The organism is Aequorivita capsosiphonis DSM 23843 (assembly GCF_000429125.1).
Classification (GTDB): Bacteria; Bacteroidota; Bacteroidia; order Flavobacteriales; family Flavobacteriaceae; genus Aequorivita; species Aequorivita capsosiphonis.
In genome coordinates this window covers 210491-228231 of record NZ_KE386850.1, presented here as the reverse complement: position 1 = coordinate 228231, position 17741 = coordinate 210491, and the positions used below count along the sequence as shown (strand labels likewise).

At 37.7% G+C, this 17741-nt stretch carries 14 protein-coding genes; 7 read left to right on the top strand and 7 right to left on the bottom strand.

Features of this window, described 5'->3' with window-relative positions; all coding sequences use genetic code 11:
• Window positions 1–224 precede the first annotated feature (224 nt).
• The 3 genes from G440_RS0118410 to G440_RS0118400 all read left to right on the top strand — a co-directional run bounded on the left by G440_RS0118410 (window position 225) and on the right by G440_RS0118400 (window position 2632).
• Window positions 225–1982, top strand: a complete 1758-nt coding sequence (locus tag G440_RS0118410) for a T9SS type A sorting domain-containing protein (RefSeq protein WP_026452643.1) — start codon at window positions 225–227, stop codon at window positions 1980–1982.
• 122 nt (window positions 1983–2104) lie between these two features.
• Window positions 2105–2332, top strand: coding sequence for a hypothetical protein (locus tag G440_RS0118405; RefSeq protein WP_026452642.1), 228 nt, complete (start codon window positions 2105–2107; stop codon window positions 2330–2332).
• A complete protein-coding gene (locus G440_RS0118400) occupies window positions 2333–2632 on the top strand; it encodes a type II toxin-antitoxin system RelE/ParE family toxin (protein WP_026452641.1) in 300 nt (99 codons plus the stop codon).
• Window positions 2633–2636: 4 nt separating this feature from the next.
• Here G440_RS0118400 and G440_RS0118395 read toward each other — a convergent pair whose 3' ends face one another.
• Both G440_RS0118395 and G440_RS0118390 read right to left on the bottom strand, forming a co-directional pair.
• On the bottom strand, window positions 2637–3683 hold the full coding sequence (locus G440_RS0118395; protein WP_026452640.1) for an RluA family pseudouridine synthase: 1047 nt from the start codon (window positions 3681–3683) through the stop codon (window positions 2637–2639).
• Window positions 3670–4305: a PASTA domain-containing protein gene (locus G440_RS0118390; protein ID WP_026452639.1), complete on the bottom strand. Its 636-nt coding sequence runs from the start codon at window positions 4303–4305 to the stop codon at window positions 3670–3672. Before G440_RS0118390 ends, G440_RS0118395 begins: the two co-directional genes overlap by 14 nt.
• A gap of 258 nt (window positions 4306–4563) precedes the next feature.
• On the opposite strand from G440_RS0118390, the gene G440_RS0118385 reads away from it, so the two are divergent.
• From G440_RS0118385 to G440_RS0118370, 4 genes are all read left to right on the top strand, one after another.
• The gene (locus G440_RS0118385) at window positions 4564–5541 is read left to right on the top strand and encodes a D-alanine--D-alanine ligase (protein ID WP_026452638.1); all 978 of its coding nucleotides are present in this window, start codon (window positions 4564–4566) and stop codon (window positions 5539–5541) included.
• Window positions 5542–5631: 90 nt separating this feature from the next.
• The gene (gene lpxB, locus G440_RS0118380) at window positions 5632–6771 is read left to right on the top strand and encodes a lipid-A-disaccharide synthase (RefSeq protein WP_026452637.1); all 1140 of its coding nucleotides are present in this window, start codon (window positions 5632–5634) and stop codon (window positions 6769–6771) included.
• Window positions 6772–6891: 120 nt separating this feature from the next.
• Window positions 6892–7467 carry a C40 family peptidase gene (locus G440_RS0118375; protein ID WP_034259958.1) on the top strand — a complete coding sequence of 192 codons (576 nt, stop codon included), beginning with the start codon at window positions 6892–6894 and terminating at the stop codon, window positions 7465–7467.
• A 227-nt stretch (window positions 7468–7694) separates the two neighbouring features.
• Window positions 7695–9719, top strand: a complete 2025-nt coding sequence (locus G440_RS0118370; protein WP_084426897.1) for a ComEC/Rec2 family competence protein — start codon at window positions 7695–7697, stop codon at window positions 9717–9719.
• Between the two features lie 26 nt (window positions 9720–9745).
• Here the strand turns inward: G440_RS0118370 and G440_RS0118365 are convergent, their stop codons facing one another.
• The 5 genes from G440_RS0118365 to G440_RS0118340 form a co-directional block, all read right to left on the bottom strand.
• On the bottom strand, window positions 9746–10279 hold the full coding sequence (locus tag G440_RS0118365) for a thioredoxin family protein (RefSeq protein ID WP_026452634.1): 534 nt from the start codon (window positions 10277–10279) through the stop codon (window positions 9746–9748).
• An 84-nt stretch (window positions 10280–10363) separates the two neighbouring features.
• The gene (locus tag G440_RS0118355) at window positions 10364–12154 is read right to left on the bottom strand and encodes a peptide MFS transporter (protein ID WP_026452633.1); all 1791 of its coding nucleotides are present in this window, start codon (window positions 12152–12154) and stop codon (window positions 10364–10366) included.
• Window positions 12155–12189: 35 nt separating this feature from the next.
• The gene (locus G440_RS0118350; RefSeq protein WP_026452632.1) at window positions 12190–13596 is read right to left on the bottom strand and encodes a peptide MFS transporter; all 1407 of its coding nucleotides are present in this window, start codon (window positions 13594–13596) and stop codon (window positions 12190–12192) included.
• A gap of 85 nt (window positions 13597–13681) precedes the next feature.
• Window positions 13682–15265 (bottom strand): peptide MFS transporter, encoded by a 1584-nt coding sequence (locus G440_RS0118345; RefSeq protein ID WP_051285460.1) that lies wholly within the window; start codon window positions 15263–15265, stop codon window positions 13682–13684.
• A gap of 16 nt (window positions 15266–15281) precedes the next feature.
• Entirely contained in the window at window positions 15282–17462 is a 2181-nt protein-coding gene (locus G440_RS0118340) for a S9 family peptidase (RefSeq protein ID WP_026452630.1), read from the bottom strand.
• Window positions 17463–17741: the final 279 nt, after the last annotated feature.

The following is a 17741-nucleotide window of genomic DNA, read 5'->3' as shown; positions in this document are numbered from 1 at the left end:
CTTCTTCGCTGAAAAAATTCGAAGAGCAAAGCACCTTCCCCTTAAACAACAACAGAAAATTTTATTAAAAATGTTTGTTAGGAGAAGAAGCGCACGTAACTATTTGAATTATTCGCTAACGCAATTGATTATTTAGTTAAGTACTCAATAGTATCATCTTTATATTCTTAAAAATCCAAGAATTATTGATATTTTTATAGAGTAAAGCAATAAAACCCAACACAATGAAAAAAACAATTACTCTCCTATCAGCGATCATATTCGGAATGGCACCGGTTATTACTGCCCAGCAACAAGGCAAAATAGCAAGTCTCAATGAAGATGGAACCATTTCTGTTGGAACCATCACCTTGCCAGAAGGTTACAACAACCCAGAACAAACCCAAGAATTTGACAAATTATGGCAGTATGGCGAACCTGCCAATCCAACTTTTAAAAACACCCGTGGCGTCACCTTGGCCGATCTGGACGACGACGGAGTTGATGAAATTCTATATGGAATTTGGAACACTTTATATGCGCTAAAGGGCGATGGTACCGTTCTCTGGACAAAACCCATTAGCGGCAATATTACCTTACCTCCAACCGTTGCCGATCTAAATGGAGATGGAAATCTTGAAATTATTTTAAATACTGGTGGAATACCTGCTGCCGGTCGCGTATATTTAATGGATACGGAAGGCAACGATCTCCCAGGTTGGCCCCTTAATTTTGACAACCATTGGATGATAAATGCCCCTGCCGCCGCAGATGTTGATGGCGATGGTGTTTTAGATATAGTTACCGGAGAACGCGTGTCTGGCACCCAAGGTTTTGTTCACGCTATAAAAATGGACGGTACTCCCATAAATGCGAACTGGCCTGTGGAAGTATCCGCTACACCTGGATTTACACCATCCATAGGCGATGTTAATAATGATGGTAGTCCTAATGTGGTAATTTCAGCCTCCTCTGGCGGAATGTATGTTTTTGATAATCAAGGGCAAGTATTACCCGGTTTCCCGGTAGTAGATCCAAATGTAAAATACTCCTATCAATCCCCCATTCTTGCCGATCTTGACGGTGACAACTTCCTAGAAATAATTGGAAGCAATCACGGCGACAGCCCTGGGTTCTACGTTATGGAACACGATGGCAACTACAAAGCAGGGTGGCCAATTCTATTGGATGGGTGGACGTATTCACCACCTACAGTTTTGGACTTTGATGAAGACGGCACTTTTGATATATTTATGTCAGACCGAGTTACAAGTTTTACCCCTGGCGAAGAGTTACCCGTTATTTATGGCTTAGATCCCGATGGCAATAATCTACCCAATTTCCCAATAAATAAATATGGCGGTACCGAAGGAGTGCTTTCTATTGCAGATGTAAACAATGATGGTATTTTGGATATCATTTTCCCTAGCATTATGACTGATGACCAAGGTGAAGGTTATATTCACGCATACTCGTTAGATGGTAGTGGTCAAATAGATGGTTTCCCTATTCGCACCCGCGGGTTTACATTTTTAAACGGAGCTGTTTTAGGCGATGTAAATGATGATGGAATGCTAGATCTCACTGCAAACAGCTATACCCAAACTTTTGGCGCGGGCGTAGATTCTACTTTTGTAAGTGTCTACAATCTCAATGTTCCTTATAATCCAGAAACCATAAAGCGGAATGGCTATAAAGGCGACAATACACGCGCCGGCTTCGTAGAATTGGACAATACCGCTGGCATCGCAAGCATAAACTCTGACTCACAGATTTCCATATTTCCAAATCCTTCGGAAGGAATATTAACATTTAAAATCCCTTCAACAATAGAAAATGCGAAAGTGAAAATTTACAGCATTGACGGAAAAGTAGTTTTTTCTGAAGAAAGAAGCCTGCAAACAACTTCAAGTTACAACCTTAAACATTTAAATAGCGGAATGTATTTCGTGAGCATTTCTAATGGAAAGCACACTTCTACTGCTAAGTGGATTAAGAAGTAAACTTTTAAAATAGAAAGTTTATATACCTCAAAAGCTCTTTCCTCATTACTTGGGAAAGAGCTTTTGTATTAACCAAATATCATTTTTAGATTTTGCTTATATTTGATTAAAAGTATTTTGTCATGACCACAATCCATATAGAAGAAGAATTAAACTTAGACAAAACCCATTTTAAGACTATGGAGGAGTTTCAGCTGTATTTGATTATGCGGGAAAAAGAGCAATCTGAGGATTATTGTTTGAGTGACGCTCATAAAAGGATTCTTGATGACCGCGTTGCGGAGGCCGATTCAAATCCAGATAATTATATTACTTATCAAGAATTCAAAGATTCTTTTAAAGAAAAGTAGATGTATAAGTTGCGAATTAGAATACTCGCCCAAAAAGATGCAGATGAAATCTATGAGTATTATCACCTCCTAAACTCTACTCTTGCAAATCGATTTCTTCATTCCTTATACTCTGAACTTGATGCACTAATTGAAAATCCAGAGTTATATCAATTAAAATACAAAACCACAAGAGTTCGCTATTTGAAAAAATTTCCTTTTGGGATTCACTATAGAGTTGTCGATGAAAAATTTATTGAAGTTTTGTCAATAATCCACACTAGTCGCAACCCCGAAACCTGGAAAAAGCGAAGCAGGTAGATTTCTACTCAATAACGTTCTTCGAATAATTCCGCCACTTCTCTATACAAGCTTCCATATCTTCCGGAATAGGACTTTCAAATCGCATAAATTCTTGGGTAACTGGATGTACAAAGCCCAAAGTCCTTGCGTGCAATGCTTGCCGTGGCAATACTTTAAAACAGTTATCTACAAACTGCTTGTATTTAGAAAAAGTTGTTCCTTTTAATATTCTTTCACCGCCGTAGCGCTCATCGTTAAAAAGTGTGTGGCCAATATACTTCATATGCACACGAATTTGGTGCGTGCGGCCCGTTTCCAATCTACAGGAAACCAAAGTAACATAGCCTAAACGTTCTAAAACCTTATAGTGAGTAACGGCTGGTTTCCCTTTCTCCTCGTCGTCGTTTTCATAAACGGTGTTTTGCAAACGATTTTTAGGATGACGACCAATATTGCCTTCTATGGTTCCTTCTTCCTCTTCCACATTTCCCCAAACCAAGGCTACATATTCGCGCTCGGTACTCTTATCAAAAAACTGTTTGGCCAGATGCGTCATCGCCTCCTCCGTTTTGGCAACTACCAGAAGTCCGCTTGTGTCTTTATCTATTCTATGGACTAAGCCAGGTCTGTTACTGGAGTTATTCGGAAGGTTATCAAAGTGATAGGTCAAGGCATTTATCAGCGTGCCGCTGTAATTACCGTGACCTGGATGTACAACCATTCCTGGGGCTTTATTGACCACAAGAACAGCATCGTCTTCATAAACGATATCAATTGGAATATTTTCAGGAACCAGCAAAAATTCATAAGGTGGATGCTCAAAAAGCACCGTGACCACATCCTTCCCTTTTACCTTGTAATTAGATTTTACGGGAACACCGTTTACGTGAATGTTTCCCGCAACGGCCGCTTTCTGTATTTTGTTTCGAGTGGCCTTTTCAATCAGGTTCATCAGGTATTTATCTACCCTTAACGCATTCTGCCCCTTGTCTGCGGTAAAGCGATAATGTTCATAAAGATCATCATTGCCGCCGGTTTCCTCTATATCTTCGTCTTTAAAATTCGTCATGGTGTTCTCCGTCATTTTGGTCCGGTGACTCTTTGTTTTCATCTGAAGCTCCATCGCTATCAGATAGAATTCTGTTAAGGGATTGATCGCCCACAATCAAATCAATAACCGAAGTCTTTTGAATTGGAGTGCCTGGCTCAAGCTTTTCTCCTTTATATCGCATTTCTAATACGTTGTCACTAATATGCGGTCTATAACTTATTTTTCCTATCACAAAACCCATGGCCAGAAGCGTTGGTTCTGCTTGACGGCGCGTACGTCCTAAAATGTCCGGTACCTCTATCTGCCGATAACCAGATGGGTTTAACGTTAAATAAAGTCTTCTATTTTCTTTTACGAATTCACCAGGCTTTGGAATCTGCTCGATCACGGAGTATTTTGGAAAATCAGGATTGTAATTTGCCGAATCCAATATTTCATAGCGAAGATCCATCTCGTTTAGCCTGTCTTCAACTTTATCCAGTGACATTTTGGCCAAGTTTGGCACTTCTATTCTTTCGTTGTGGTTGGTTGTAATACGCAACCACCATAAAATTAAAAAACCCAAAACAAAGATGGTCACAATGGCCAACAGCAATTGTTTTAAAAAAGCCTTGGTAAAAATAAATTGAAAAAAATTCATACGTTGCTATGTTAATGCACAAAAATTGAAAGCCCAAAGGTAGTATCTTTTGCTGAAAGTGTCCCTAACCCCTAAAGAGTGAATTTTATTTTTTTGCTATATTTTATGAAACTGAGAATATGTTATTAAAAAGTACAACTCTAAACCGCCGTTTTCAACATTAAAGCCAGTTAACTTTAGGCATAGACACTTATAACTTTAAAACTTTAGTGCATATATTTTTAATACTTTTGTAAACGCAGTTTTTAAAGATTTGTTATGCAGAAAAAACATATAGCCGTAGCAATGGGTGGCTATTCAAGCGAATTCGATATATCTATCAACAGCGGCGGAGTGGTCTGCAATGCGTTGGATAAAAATAAATATGAAGTATATCCTATCCACATTCTGGAAGAAGGATGGTATCATGTAGCTGAAGACGGCACCAAATATCCTGTAAACAGAGCAGATTTCAGTTTTGGCAATGGTAAAGAAACCATCAAGCCAGATGCAGTTTTTAATGCTATTCACGGAACGCCCGGCGAAGATGGTTATCTTCAGGCGTACTGGGCCTTGCTGGGAATTCCACACACAAGCAGTAATTATTATTCCGCGGCGCTTACTTTCAACAAACGCGACTGCCTTTCCGTTTTGAAAAACTTTGGGGTACGGGCTGCAAATTCATATTATGTGAATAAAGGGACTGAAATTCATTTAAATGAAATTGTTTTAAAAACAGGGCTACCATGCTTCGTAAAACCAAATCGCTCGGGGTCTAGCTTCGGAATCAGTAAAGTGCACAATATGGGGGAAATGATGCCTGCTATTGAAAAAGCATTTACAGAAGATTCTGAAATAATTATCGAAACTGCCTTGGTGGGCGTTGAAGTCTCCGTAGGCGTTTACAACAATGGTGATGAAATAATCGCGCTTCCAGTAACCGAAATAGTTTCAGAAAATGAGTTTTTCGATTATGAAGCCAAATATCTTGGAAAATCACAGGAAATAACGCCTGCAAGAATTTCTGAGAAAGAAACCGAAATGGTTAAGAAAGAAGCCATTCGAATCTATAAAATACTGAACATGCGTGGTGTAACACGCAGCGAATTTATTATAGAAAAAGGAAAACCCTATTTTATTGAAACAAACACCAACCCAGGTATTTCCACGGAAAGTATCGTCCCCAAGCAAGTAAGGGAAGCCGGAATGACCTTGACAGAATTTTTTGATATATTGATACAGAATGTAATTAAATAGTTCCAGGTTTCTGGTTTCAAGTTTCAAGTTGTATTGCGCGATAAACTTTTAACCTTGAACTTTTAACCTTGAACTTTCAACTTTTTCAAAATGAAATACTACCTCATAGCGGGCGAAGCATCTGGAGATTTGCACGGCGCCAATTTAATGAAAGCCTTAAAAAAGGAAGATGCGGAAGCGGACTTTCGTTTTTGGGGTGGCGATTTGATGAAAGCGGCTGGAGGAACAGAGGTAAAGCATTATCGCGACCTCGCTTTTATGGGTTTCGCCGAAGTAATCATGAACCTCGGCACCATTCTGAAAAATATTAAACTCTGCAAAAAAGACATTGAGACATTTAATCCTGATGTTATTATTTTTATAGATTATCCGGGTTTTAATTTGCGTATCGCCAAGTGGGCAAGACAAAAAGGCTATAAAACCCATTATTATATTTCACCGCAAATCTGGGCGTGGAAAGAAGGCCGCATCAAAGAAATCAAGCGAGATATAGATGAGATGTACGTCATCTTGCCTTTTGAAAAGGAGTTCTATGAAGAAAAGCACAACTTCCCAGTTCACTTTGTAGGCCATCCACTTATAGATGCCGTCTATAACCAACCTCAAGTGGATCCAAAAACCTTCAAAAGTGAAAATGGATTGGATGAAAGACCCATAGTCGCGTTACTTCCCGGTAGCCGAAAGCAAGAAATAAAGAAAATGCTGGAAATCATGATTTCTGCAGCAAAGAATTTTAAAGAGTATCAGTTTGTAATTGCCGGTGCGCCTAGTCAGGAAAAGTCCTTTTATGAAACTTTTCTCAGCCTTAAGAACATTCATTTTGTGACGAACAAGACTTACGATTTGCTGAGTATATCCCACGCTGCATTGGTAACCTCAGGAACAGCAACCTTAGAAACCGCTCTTTTTAAAGTTCCGCAAGTGGTCTGTTATAAAGGCAGCAGAGTTTCCTATGAAATTGCCAAACGCGTAATTAAACTGGATTATATTTCCTTAGTAAACCTCATCTTGAAAAAAACCGTTGTCACAGAGCTAATCCAAACTGATTTTAATACCAAAAGGCTTAAAAAAGAATTGACGGATATTTTGGAACCATATAACCGCGCAGCCATGTTTCTAGATTATTATGATCTCGAAAAAGCCTTAGGCGGCCGTGGTGCCAGTGAAAACACCGCGAAATTAATTTATACTTCCATACAACCTCAACCCACTGAAAAACGGAAAAAGTAAATTCTCTGTCACCGGATTAATTCTTGGAAGTCACAAGCCTGTCGCTCTTAAATATAACCTTAACACAGCTTAAGGAATATTTTTTATATATTTAACCTTTGAATCTTCTATTCTCCACTGATGAAAAAAATACTGCTTCTTTCATTGTTTACTTTATTCTTAGTTTCCTGCGGAACCACTAAGAACACTGGGAAAGTGCCAGAAGCTATCATTGGAAAAAGCGCATCGAAAACCAAGCCGAATAAAAAAGTAAAGCCTTCAAAAAATACAAGATTGGCTGACTTAGATATGGAAGCTGAAGAGGAAAGTCCGAAAGAAATAAAAAAGGATATCATTGATTTTGCGAAAACCTTCCAAGGCACAAAATATAAATATGGAGGGACAACCGAAGCGGGAATGGACTGCTCTGGCTTAATATGTGTTGCTTTTGAAAAGGAAAATATAAGCTTGCCACGCATATCGCGAGATATGGCAAAAGAAGGAGTTCTAATTTCTTTTAAAAACATTGAACCAGGCGATCTTGTTTTCTTTAAGACGAGCCGTAGAAATGTAATCACTCATGTAGGTCTTGTAGTAGAGAATAAACGGGGCGAAGTCAAGTTTATTCATTCTAGTACCAGCGCAGGTGTTATTATTTCATCATTAGATGAAGCCTATTGGAAAAAAGCATTTGCTGAAGTAAGACGCGTTATTTAATTGTATTTTCACGTAGAAGCCCCATTTTCAAATAAAAATTCTCAATGATAGCTAAAGCTGTATAGCTTTATTTCTAATGAAAAGACTTTCATAATATCTCCGAAAAACCAGAACACTAAAAAACAAAACGTTAATTTTCAGTATTTTACAATTGCTTTAATTAGAAATAATCACTAACTTTATAAATACTCCTCAATTGATTTTAGGTTTCACTTAAAATCTGGGGTATGAGATTTATCAACTTCGCAATTGTAAGGTTTTCGATATTTCTAGCGTTGGGAATTCTCACTTCGCGCTTCTATCCTATTTCAGTCTTTTTATTACCTTATCTCTTGGCGTTACTTTTTGGAGTTTTCCTTTTTTGGTTTTTCGCTCGAAATCAACTTATTCAAAAGGTTTTCTTCGGAATTGCCACCTATCTAAGCTTTTTTGCAATTGGATATGTAAGTTATCAAATGCGCTTACCAGAGTTTGAGGCAGAGCATTATTCACATCTTGAATTTGATGATACTCCTGAAATAATTCAACTTAAAATAGAGCAACCTATAAAGCCAGACAAATTCAATTTAAAATATTTCGCAACTGTACTCGCAGTAAATGGCTCACCCAAAAAGGGAAAAATCCTGTTGAACATTTCAAAAGATTCTCTTCAGAAATCAATTATACCAGATGATATTATTTTGGTTTACGCACCTATTTTAGAAATTCCAAAGCCACTGAATCCGCATCAATTTGACTATTCAGAATATATGAGATCAATGGAAATCTACGGTCAGTTACGGGTTTCAGAAAAGACTATCCTAAAAACACGAAAAGGCACTTCCACATTACTGGGCACTGCCCAAAACTTTAGAGCCTCTCTTGTAGAAAAACTACAGAAAACAAAACTCAAAACCGACGAACGCGCCATTATCCAAGCTTTGGTTTTAGGCGAAAAGAGAGACATTGATAAAAATCTTTACAATGATTATGCAGCGGCTGGTGCCGTACATATTTTAGCGGTGTCTGGACTGCATGTAGGAATTTTATACTTTATATTCGTGTTCCTATTTAAGATAATAACTCGCTGGAAATATGGTATATTTCTTCATTCCGTAATAATTGTAGTTTTGCTTTGGGGTTTTGCAGTTCTATCAGGGTTATCACCTTCGGTTACCAGAGCTGTAACCATGTTTACATTTTTCGCGATGGCGAAATTAATAAACAGGGAGAGCAATTCCTTAAACACTTTATTTCTTTCGTTTTTGACGCTTTTAATCATTAATCCGTTATGGCTTTTTAAAGTTGGGTTTCAGTTTAGTTATTTGGCGGTATTTTTTATCGTTTGGCTTCTACCCATATTTCTAAAAATTGGGTATTCAAAATACAAGTTACTTCGGAATGCATGGGGAATTGTATCGGTAACTATTTGTGCGCAAATTGGCGTTTTCCCTTTGAGCTTATACTATTTCCACCAATTCCCAGGTTTGTTTCTAATTACAAACATTGTGGTATTACCATTTCTTGCAATCCTAATGTGTGGCGGTATTTTGATTGTACTCTTAGCATCTTTAAACAGTTTGCCAGATTGGTTAGCTGAAGTCTATAATTATCTCTTGGAAGCCCTAAATGACTTTATACATTTTATTGCATCACAGGATGCCTTCCTGTTAAAAGGCATACACTTTTCAGCGTTCAAAGTCGTGGGATTTTATCTCCTGATAATTGCAATGGCCTTTCTCTTTAAGAAGGTAAATTATAAAAGATTGATGGCTTCACTTGTAGCAATCTCCCTCTTGATAGCGGTTTACATTTATGATGAATTCCGAATACCTTGGAACGAGTTATGGATTTTTCAGAAGAGTAAGCACACCTCAATTGGCTATAAAAACGGAAAGAACTTTATTCTTTTTAAAAAAGATTCAGCTACAATTCATTCAGATAGCTACCCTATCCATTCCTATAAAACTGCCATTAATATTAGCAATTATTCAGAAGATGTATTGCCCAAAATTTTTCAATATAAAAAGAAAAACATCTTGGTATTGGACAGCTTAGGTCTTTTTCCGAAGAAGAAAAACATACACACATTAATAATCACAAATAGCCCAAGAATAAACCTCAACCGAATTATCGACAGTTTAAAACCAACGCAGGTTATAGCGGACGGCAGCAATTATTTCAGCTATGTAAACCAATGGGAGAAAACCTGCAAATTAAAAAAGCTCCCATTTTACCATACGGCAAAACAAGGAGCTTTCTCAATAAAATAGTTTTAATATAAAACTAAAAGACTCATTTAAAAGGTGTGCTTAAAGTCTTTTTGATAGGCTTCCCAAGCTTCGGCAGTGGTAACTTTTAAATAATCATCACTGTGGATCATCTTTAGGAATATCTCAAGTTGTTGGGGCGTTCGGTAACCTGGAACTGCTTGAATAATATCTCCATTATCTTTAAAGAACACCACAGTTGGGTATGCCGTTACCTTCATGGCGTGCGCAAATAAATGTTGCGAATTTCTTCCTTTTCTCTTTGCATCGTAATTAGGGTTGGTATAAACAAAACCCTGGTAATCGACATTCTCGGTTCCTTCAGCATTAAACTTTACCGCGTAGTAGTTTTTATTGACATACTCGATAACCTCTTTATCGCCAAAGGTATTTTTATCTAACATTTTACACGGACCGCACCAAGTGGTATAAACGTCCATAAAAATCTTTTTTGGCTCCTTTTTTTGGGCTTCCAAAGCTTCATTCATGGTCATCCAATTAATTCCCTGTGCATTTATGGCGCCCGCGCTAATGAGCAAAAGAAGTAGTATTATGTTTTTCATTGAAATTTCTTTTATTAATTCAAAAATAGTAAAACAAAAAACGTTCCACAAAGAGGAACGTTTTTATGTTTTTCGTATTGTATATTAGCGTATACCGTGCATCAACTTCTTTAGTACAGGGTTTAGAGCCATTGCTACAATCCCCACTGCAATTGGAATCAAGGTGAAAATTAGGAAGAAAGTTCCCAAAGAGTATTCCGCCGAAATTTTATCGATCATTCCGCCCATGGTATTCGCGGCTTTTTGACCTACTGCAATTGCGAGGTACCAAACCCCAAACATAAAACCAATCATTCGTGCGGGAACCAACTTACTTAAATAGGAAAGTCCTAAAGGCGAAAGACATAGTTCACCCATGGTATGAAGTAAATAAGCGAATATTAAAAAAGCCATACTCACCGAAGCGGTCATTGCTCCAGCTGGAATATCTGATGCGCCATAAGAAAGAACAGCAAACCCAAGACCCAGAAGCACTAATCCAATTCCGTATTTAACGGCAGCGCTAGGGTTGTATTTACTTTCCCACCATTTTGAAAAGAACGGCGCCAAAGTAATAATAAAGAAAGAGTTAAGAATTCCAAACCAAGTGGCATCGACGGTTAATTCAGTCTGTCCTAATTTGTCTATCAATCTAAAAATCACTAATCCCCAAATACCTATAAAGGCAAGAGATAAAGCTATGTTTGAAGGACCGATTTTATTATGAGTTTTCTTTATCAGCAGAAATATAACATAAGTAATAATAATTAAAGGAACCGTAGTCAAGAGTGTATCTATAACTTTAAAGATAATTGCCGAATTACCCGTTAAACTTCTATCCGTATAATCCTGGGCAAAAAGCGTCATAGACCCAAGTGACTGCTCAAAGAAGGCAAAGAAGAAAACCGTAAAAAGTCCAAAAATGGATACTGCAATCAATCTATCGCGAACTATTGGCAAATAGCGAGCGATACGTGTTATTAACAAGATTAAGAACATGGCTAAAGCAGCTAGAACCACAATATTGGTTCCGCTCATTCCTCCTATTTCAAAAGGCACCAAAGATTTGGAATAGATAGTCTCCAGTGGGTCATTAAAGAGATAGAGCAAACCACCTACGGATGATAATACAATCAACACATAGTCAAACATGGTGAATGGGTTCAATTTGATTGGTGCTTCCTCAACTCCGTCTTCCCGCAGTTCGGGTCTTGCTTCATTTATATTTTGAGGTATTTCTACTTCGTGTACTTTGGAAGGTTTTGCACCAATCTTGCCAAACATTTTATGTGCCAATAGAAACTGAAGCATTCCTAAAAACATAAAAATACCAGCAAGACCAAAGCCCCAAGACCAACCATAATTTTCTGCCAAATATCCACAAAGCATCATTCCGAAAAATGCTCCGGCATTTACACCCATATAAAACAGCGTATAAGCTCCATCCTTCTTGGATTCTTTGCCTTTGTACATTTCAGAAATAATAGAAGTAATGTTCGGCTTAAAGAAACCCGTACCGATAACCAAAAACGCAAGCCCTAGATAAAATGAAGCCGTTGTTTCAATGGCCATGGAAGCGTGTCCAAGGGTCATTATAATACAGCCAATCACTACTGCCATTCTATAGCCTGTAATCTTATCGGCTATCCAACCCCCAATAATCGGAGTTAAATACAAGAGTGAAGCATAGGTACCAATCAAAGCAAGTGCATGCTCTCTCGGCCAATCCCATCCAGGATTGTCATCTAAGAGTGGTGCGGTTAAAAACAGCACCAACAGGATTCGCATTCCATAGAACGAAAAACGTTCCCACATTTCGGTAAAGAAAAGTATAAAAAGTCCCGCAGGATGTCCTAAAACTTTGTCTTTAAATAGATTTTCAATATCGGTATTCATGTGCTTATGCTTTGGTTAAATTGTACTTCTAAATATTAATTGTTTTTATTTATATCTGGATCTGCAAGTTCGTATGGTTCGTTGTCGTCTATAATTTCACGCTCATTATCTTCTGCACCATGTGTAAGACTTTCTAGTTTCTTTCTCACCAAAAGAACTAGTAAACCAAAGAGCACACAGAAAATTGCAATTCCAGTAAACACCGTATATTCTCCCAAATCTGAGGCCGATTTTCCTAAAAGACCTGCCAGTAAATTTCCGAAGCCGGTCATTGCGAAGAAAACACCCATCATTAAGGAAGCATACTTTAGCGGAGCCAATTTAGTAATATATGAAAGTGCAACTGGAGAAAGACAAAGCTCTCCAACAGTGTGAAACAGATATGCCAATACCAACCAGTACATTGCAGAAGAACCTTCAATACTATACTGCCCAGCAGCTGCGGTCATAAAGAAGAAACCTGTCCCCATAATAATTAATCCCACGCACATTTTGAATAGCGAGGTAGAAACTTTTCCTTTCAACTTTCGTTTCGCCCAGAAAGCAGCTACTGTAGTTCCTAAAATAATAATAAACATCGCATTCAAAGATTGAAACCACGAAGCGGGAACTTCCCAACCCAGCAACATACGGTCGGTTTTATCAGAAGCGTAAAGATTCATCAAGCCACCGGCTTGTTCAAACGCGCCCCAGAATACAATCACTAATACAAAAGAGACTAACAACACAATCATTCTATCCTTTTCAATTTTAGATAGGGGTTTTTTCATTGCTTCTTGTTCCACTGGATCAATAGATTTACTAGTGTTATTACCAACATATTTTAAATGTTTTTGGCCAGCCATATACTGAATAAGACCTAGGGCCATTCCAATTGCCGCAAGTCCAAAACCATAATGCCATCCATAAGTTTCACCAACATACCCAACGATTATACTAGACAGAAATGCACCAACGTTTATTCCTATATAAAAAATGGTGAACCCTTTATCTCTTCTAATATCACCAGGCTTATACAGACCACCAACCATAGTTGAAATATTCGGTTTTAACATACCTACACCAGCTATAATTAGCCCCAGTCCTGTATAGAATGCCCACATCTGTTCAATAGAAAGAATTCCGTGTCCGGCAGTAAGTAATATACCACCAACAAGTACAGATTGTTTTTGACCCAAAAACTTATCTGCAATCCAACCTCCTGGAATGGATGCCACATAAACAAGCATGGTGTACCAACCATAAACCGTAAGCGCCTCCCCATCGGTCCAGCCCAATCCTGGATTCCCACCATTTGACTCTGCCACCAAGTAAAGAACTAATATAGCACGCATCCCATAATAGGAGAAACGCTCCCACATTTCGGTAAAAAACAGAATATAGAGCCCCACAGGGTGTCCAAATAATTCCTTTTGTTTTTGATATTGAAGTGCGTCTGACATATAGTTTATTTAATTGTTAATAAAGCTTAAAGATATTTATTCTATCGTTTCTTGTTGATGCGCGCTTAGAAAGTTCATTAACTACTTAATGAATTCCGTGCATCATTTTCTTTAACTTCGGATTTAGTAATAATAGTACAATTGCTGCAAACATGGGTATTCCGGCAATGATGAAGAAGAAGGTTGACATAGAATAAGTTTCCGATATCTTATCAATATATGACCCTGTCATTCCAGCAATAAAGTTGGCTATTGCCGAAGCTGTAAACCACAGTCCAAATAACAAACCTGCCAAACGTTTGGGAGATAGTTTTGATACATAGGATAATCCTACTGGAGACAAGCACAATTCTCCCATGGTGTGGAAAAAGTAGGCCAAGATCAACCAGATCATGCTTACGGCAGCAGTTTCAGCTCCCGTAGGAATACTACTCGCACCAATTGCCAACACAATAAACCCTACTCCTACCAAGGCAAGGCCCATCGCAAATTTGACAGGACCGGAAGGATTCCAAACTTTTTCCCACATTTTACTAAAAGAGGAGGCCAAAGTGATGATAAAAAAGGAGTTCAAAATCTGGAACCAAGAAACGGTTACTTCCGTTTGCTCCAGATTAAATTCTCTGTATACTTTCCAGATACCCAATATCCAAATAATTATAAATGAAATTGCAGTAAAGATAATGGTCAAGGGATATTTCTTAAATATTTTCTTTCCTAACCCATAAAGTACCCAAGAAACAATCAGTATTGGAAATACCGTTAATATGGCATCCACCCATTTAAAAATAGTTCCAGCGTTACCTTCCAATACGCGTTGAGTATAATTTTTAGCGAATACAGTCATAGATCCCCCCGCTTGCTCAAAAGCAAAGAAGAAAAATATACTGGCCACCATCAATACCCCTACAACTATCAAACGATCTCTTACAATATGAGCTGCTATTGCCTCTTCATCATCATCCGGATCTTTTACTATTTCAGGCGCTGTTTTCGCCGGAGGCCGTTGTCCTATTTCTCCAAATATTTTACTTCCGAAATAGAATTGTAACATTCCGAATAACATAAATATTCCAGCTAAACCAAAGCCATAATGCCAACCTACTTTTTCTCCGATGTATCCACACAACAGCATTCCTAAAAACGCTCCCGCATTAATACCCATATAAAAAATAGTGTATCCAGCATCCTTTTTGGCACTGTTATCAGGATACAATTGTCCTACCATTGAAGAAATATTTGGTTTGAACATACCGTTACCTAAAATCATAAATACAAGTCCGATGTAGAAGAAAGTTGGGCTTACCATTTCTAATGCCATCGACGCATGCCCTAAGGTCATAATTAAGGCACCTAACAAAATAGCCTTTCTAAAACCTGTGAATTTATCGGCAATAATTCCTCCGAGAAGAGGCGTCAAATAGACCAAACCGGTATACCAAGCATACAATTGTAGTGCTTCTTCACTAGTCCATCCCCAGCCTTCCTTGCTAACTTCTGTTATCAAGAAGACGGTTAATAATGCTCGCATTCCATAATAACTAAAACGCTCCCACATTTCGGTAAAGAACAAAATAAACAGTCCTGCGGGATGCCCCATAACCATTTGGTCACCGATGCCTTGTTTAGAAAGGTGATTTACTAATTGCTGATCAGTTTCTTGATTCATTAGTTTAACTTAATTATTACAGATTTGATTTAATAAAATTGGTCATTAAAGTATAAAGATGTAGACTGGTATTTCCACCGTAAATACCATGGTTTTTGTCGGGATATATACGCCAATCAAATTGCTTATTAGCTTGCACCAAAGCTTCTACTAGTCGCATCGAATTTTGAACGTGAACGTTATCATCAGCACTTCCGTGCACCAATAAAAATTTTCCCTTCAAACCATTTACGTGCGAAAGAGGTGAGTTTTCATCATAACCAGTAGGGTTTTCCTGCGGTGTCTGCATATAGCGCTCCGTATAAATACTGTCATAAAACCTCCAGCTTGTAACGGGAGCTACGGCAATGGCCATTTCAAAAGTATCCGGTGCTTGAAACAAAGCATTTGAAGACATAAACCCTCCATAACTCCATCCCCAGATTCCTGTGCGGTTAGCATCAATATAGGGCAGGCCTCCTAATTTTTTAGCTACAGCTATTTGATCCTGTACTTCGTATTTTCCCAATTCCTTTTGGGTCATTTTTTTAAAGTCTCTTCCTTTAAATCCAGTTCCGCGAACATCTACACAGACAATGATAATATCTTGCTCATTAGCAAGCATTTCGTGCCAATAATCATTTCTGCCCATCCATCTGTTAGCCACGTTTTGCGAGCCTGGTCCAGAATATTGATACATAAAAAGCGGATATTCCTTTGTGTCATCAAAATCTAAAGGCTTAATCATATACATATTCAGATCCTCTCCATTAATTTTTATGGTTGAAAACTCTTTAGGGGAGATTTTATAGGAAGCCAATCGGTTTTTTAAATCGTTGTTGTTTTTTATTTCGCGAAGCAATTTTCCATTCTTAGCTTGGTGAAGGGTATAAACATAAGGCGTTTCGGAATCGGAGAAGGTATTTATGAAATAGGTATAATCCGCACTAAAATCGGCACTGTTTGTTCCCGTTTTTTGCGATAATCGCGCCTTGTTTTTTCCTGAAGGAAGAATGGAGTACACATCTCGGTTGATGCTACCGTTTTCAGTACTTTGATAATAAACTCGGCCCGTGTTTTGATCGAAGCCATAATATTTAGTTACCTCCCAGGGACCTTTGGTAACTTGGTTAAGAAGTTTTCCATTGCCATCATACTGATAAATATGGTTCCAGCCATCTTTTTCGCTAGTCCAAAAGAAGCTATTGTTATTTAGAAAAGTAAGATTGTCTGTTATATCAACATAGGCATCATCTTTTTCCTTTAAAATCAATTTTGAAGAATTGTCAGTGGTATTTACAAAAACTAAATCCACCACATTCTGGTGTCGGTTTGTTAATTGAACGCTCACCAAGTTATTCTCCTGCGTCCAAAGCAATCTAGGAATGTAGTAGTTGTTGTACTTTGAAAGATCTACCGCAACTGTTTTATCAGTAGAAACGTCATAGATATGTAATGAAACCTTGGAATTGGCTTCTCCTGCCTTTGGATATTTAAACGTGTCAGCTTTTGGATAAAGATCGTTGCCATAAATATCCATAGTGAATTGAGGCACTTCGGTTTCGTCAAATTTTATGTAAGCAATTTTATCATCGGTTTTGCTCCATTCAAAAGCGCGGACAAAAGCAAATTCTTCCTCATAAACCCAATCCGTGATTCCGTTGATGATGCTATTCTTTTTACCATCTTGGGTAATTTGTTTCGTTTCACCGGAATTCAAATCTTTTATATAAAGATTGTTTTCAAAACCATAGGCAATTTTACTTCCGTCGTTGCTAAACGTTGGCTCTTGAACTTTGTTCGTGGACACAAGTTTAAACTCCTTCGTTTTAATATCATAAACATAAAAGGTTCCAAGGGAAGAACGTCTGAATATTGGTTCACGATCTGTAGCAAACAGAATTTTGGATTCGTCTTTGCTCAATTCATAGGAAATGAATTTCTGAATACCGTTTAAATCCTTACTATTTAAAAGTGTTCGAACTTTTTCGCCGCTCTTATAATCGTAAACATCAACCGTTGAATTTTTGCTTTGTCTGTCAAAATTCAAGACGGCATATTCTTTTCCGTTATTTAAGGATCGCAACACATCAAGGCCCTCCGTTCGGAAAGTACCATTAAAAATCTCCTCAAGGGAAATTTCTTTTTGTTGTGCTAAAAGGGTGCTAAAGGCTGTAAAAAACAGCAGTAAAAAGGATAGAGAGATTATTTTTTTCAAAGTGTTAAATTTTGATAGGCCAAGTTTACTAATTTTTTGTGAAAGTGAGGGTCGTTTTTTTGTTAAATAAGCCTTTGAAGCCTTATTTAATCGTAATACCAATTAGTTCTAATGCCTAACAATTTGGTCACTATTGTAGGAATTTGAAACAACTCTCTCAAAATAAAGGGTGAAAAGATTTTTTATAACATTTTTAAGAAATTATATCGAAATTCTAAAGAACGGTAAATATGAAAGTTTATTTTCATTATTTTCAAGAAACAATTAGAATAAACGCAT

What these genes read in the sequence shown, in the direction of transcription:
- lpxB (WP_026452637.1), top strand. Translation starts at nt 5,632, where the DNA reads ATGAAATACTACCTCATAGCGGGCGAAGCATCTGGAGATTTGCACGGC.
- G440_RS0118365 (WP_026452634.1), bottom strand. Translation starts at nt 10,279, where the DNA reads ATGAAAAACATAATACTACTTCTTTTGCTCATTAGCGCGGGCGCCATA.
- G440_RS0118345 (WP_051285460.1), bottom strand. Translation starts at nt 15,265, where the DNA reads ATGAATCAAGAAACTGATCAGCAATTAGTAAATCACCTTTCTAAACAA.
- G440_RS0118400 (WP_026452641.1), top strand. Translation starts at nt 2,333, where the DNA reads ATGTATAAGTTGCGAATTAGAATACTCGCCCAAAAAGATGCAGATGAA.
- G440_RS0118390 (WP_026452639.1), bottom strand. Translation starts at nt 4,305, where the DNA reads ATGAATTTTTTTCAATTTATTTTTACCAAGGCTTTTTTAAAACAATTG.
- G440_RS0118395 (WP_026452640.1), bottom strand. Translation starts at nt 3,683, where the DNA reads ATGACGAATTTTAAAGACGAAGATATAGAGGAAACCGGCGGCAATGAT.
- G440_RS0118410 (WP_026452643.1), top strand. Translation starts at nt 225, where the DNA reads ATGAAAAAAACAATTACTCTCCTATCAGCGATCATATTCGGAATGGCA.
- G440_RS0118370 (WP_084426897.1), top strand. Translation starts at nt 7,695, where the DNA reads ATGAGATTTATCAACTTCGCAATTGTAAGGTTTTCGATATTTCTAGCG.
- G440_RS0118350 (WP_026452632.1), bottom strand. Translation starts at nt 13,596, where the DNA reads ATGTCAGACGCACTTCAATATCAAAAACAAAAGGAATTATTTGGACAC.
- G440_RS0118375 (WP_034259958.1), top strand. Translation starts at nt 6,892, where the DNA reads ATGAAAAAAATACTGCTTCTTTCATTGTTTACTTTATTCTTAGTTTCC.
- G440_RS0118385 (WP_026452638.1), top strand. Translation starts at nt 4,564, where the DNA reads ATGCAGAAAAAACATATAGCCGTAGCAATGGGTGGCTATTCAAGCGAA.
- G440_RS0118355 (WP_026452633.1), bottom strand. Translation starts at nt 12,154, where the DNA reads ATGAATACCGATATTGAAAATCTATTTAAAGACAAAGTTTTAGGACAT.
- G440_RS0118405 (WP_026452642.1), top strand. Translation starts at nt 2,105, where the DNA reads ATGACCACAATCCATATAGAAGAAGAATTAAACTTAGACAAAACCCAT.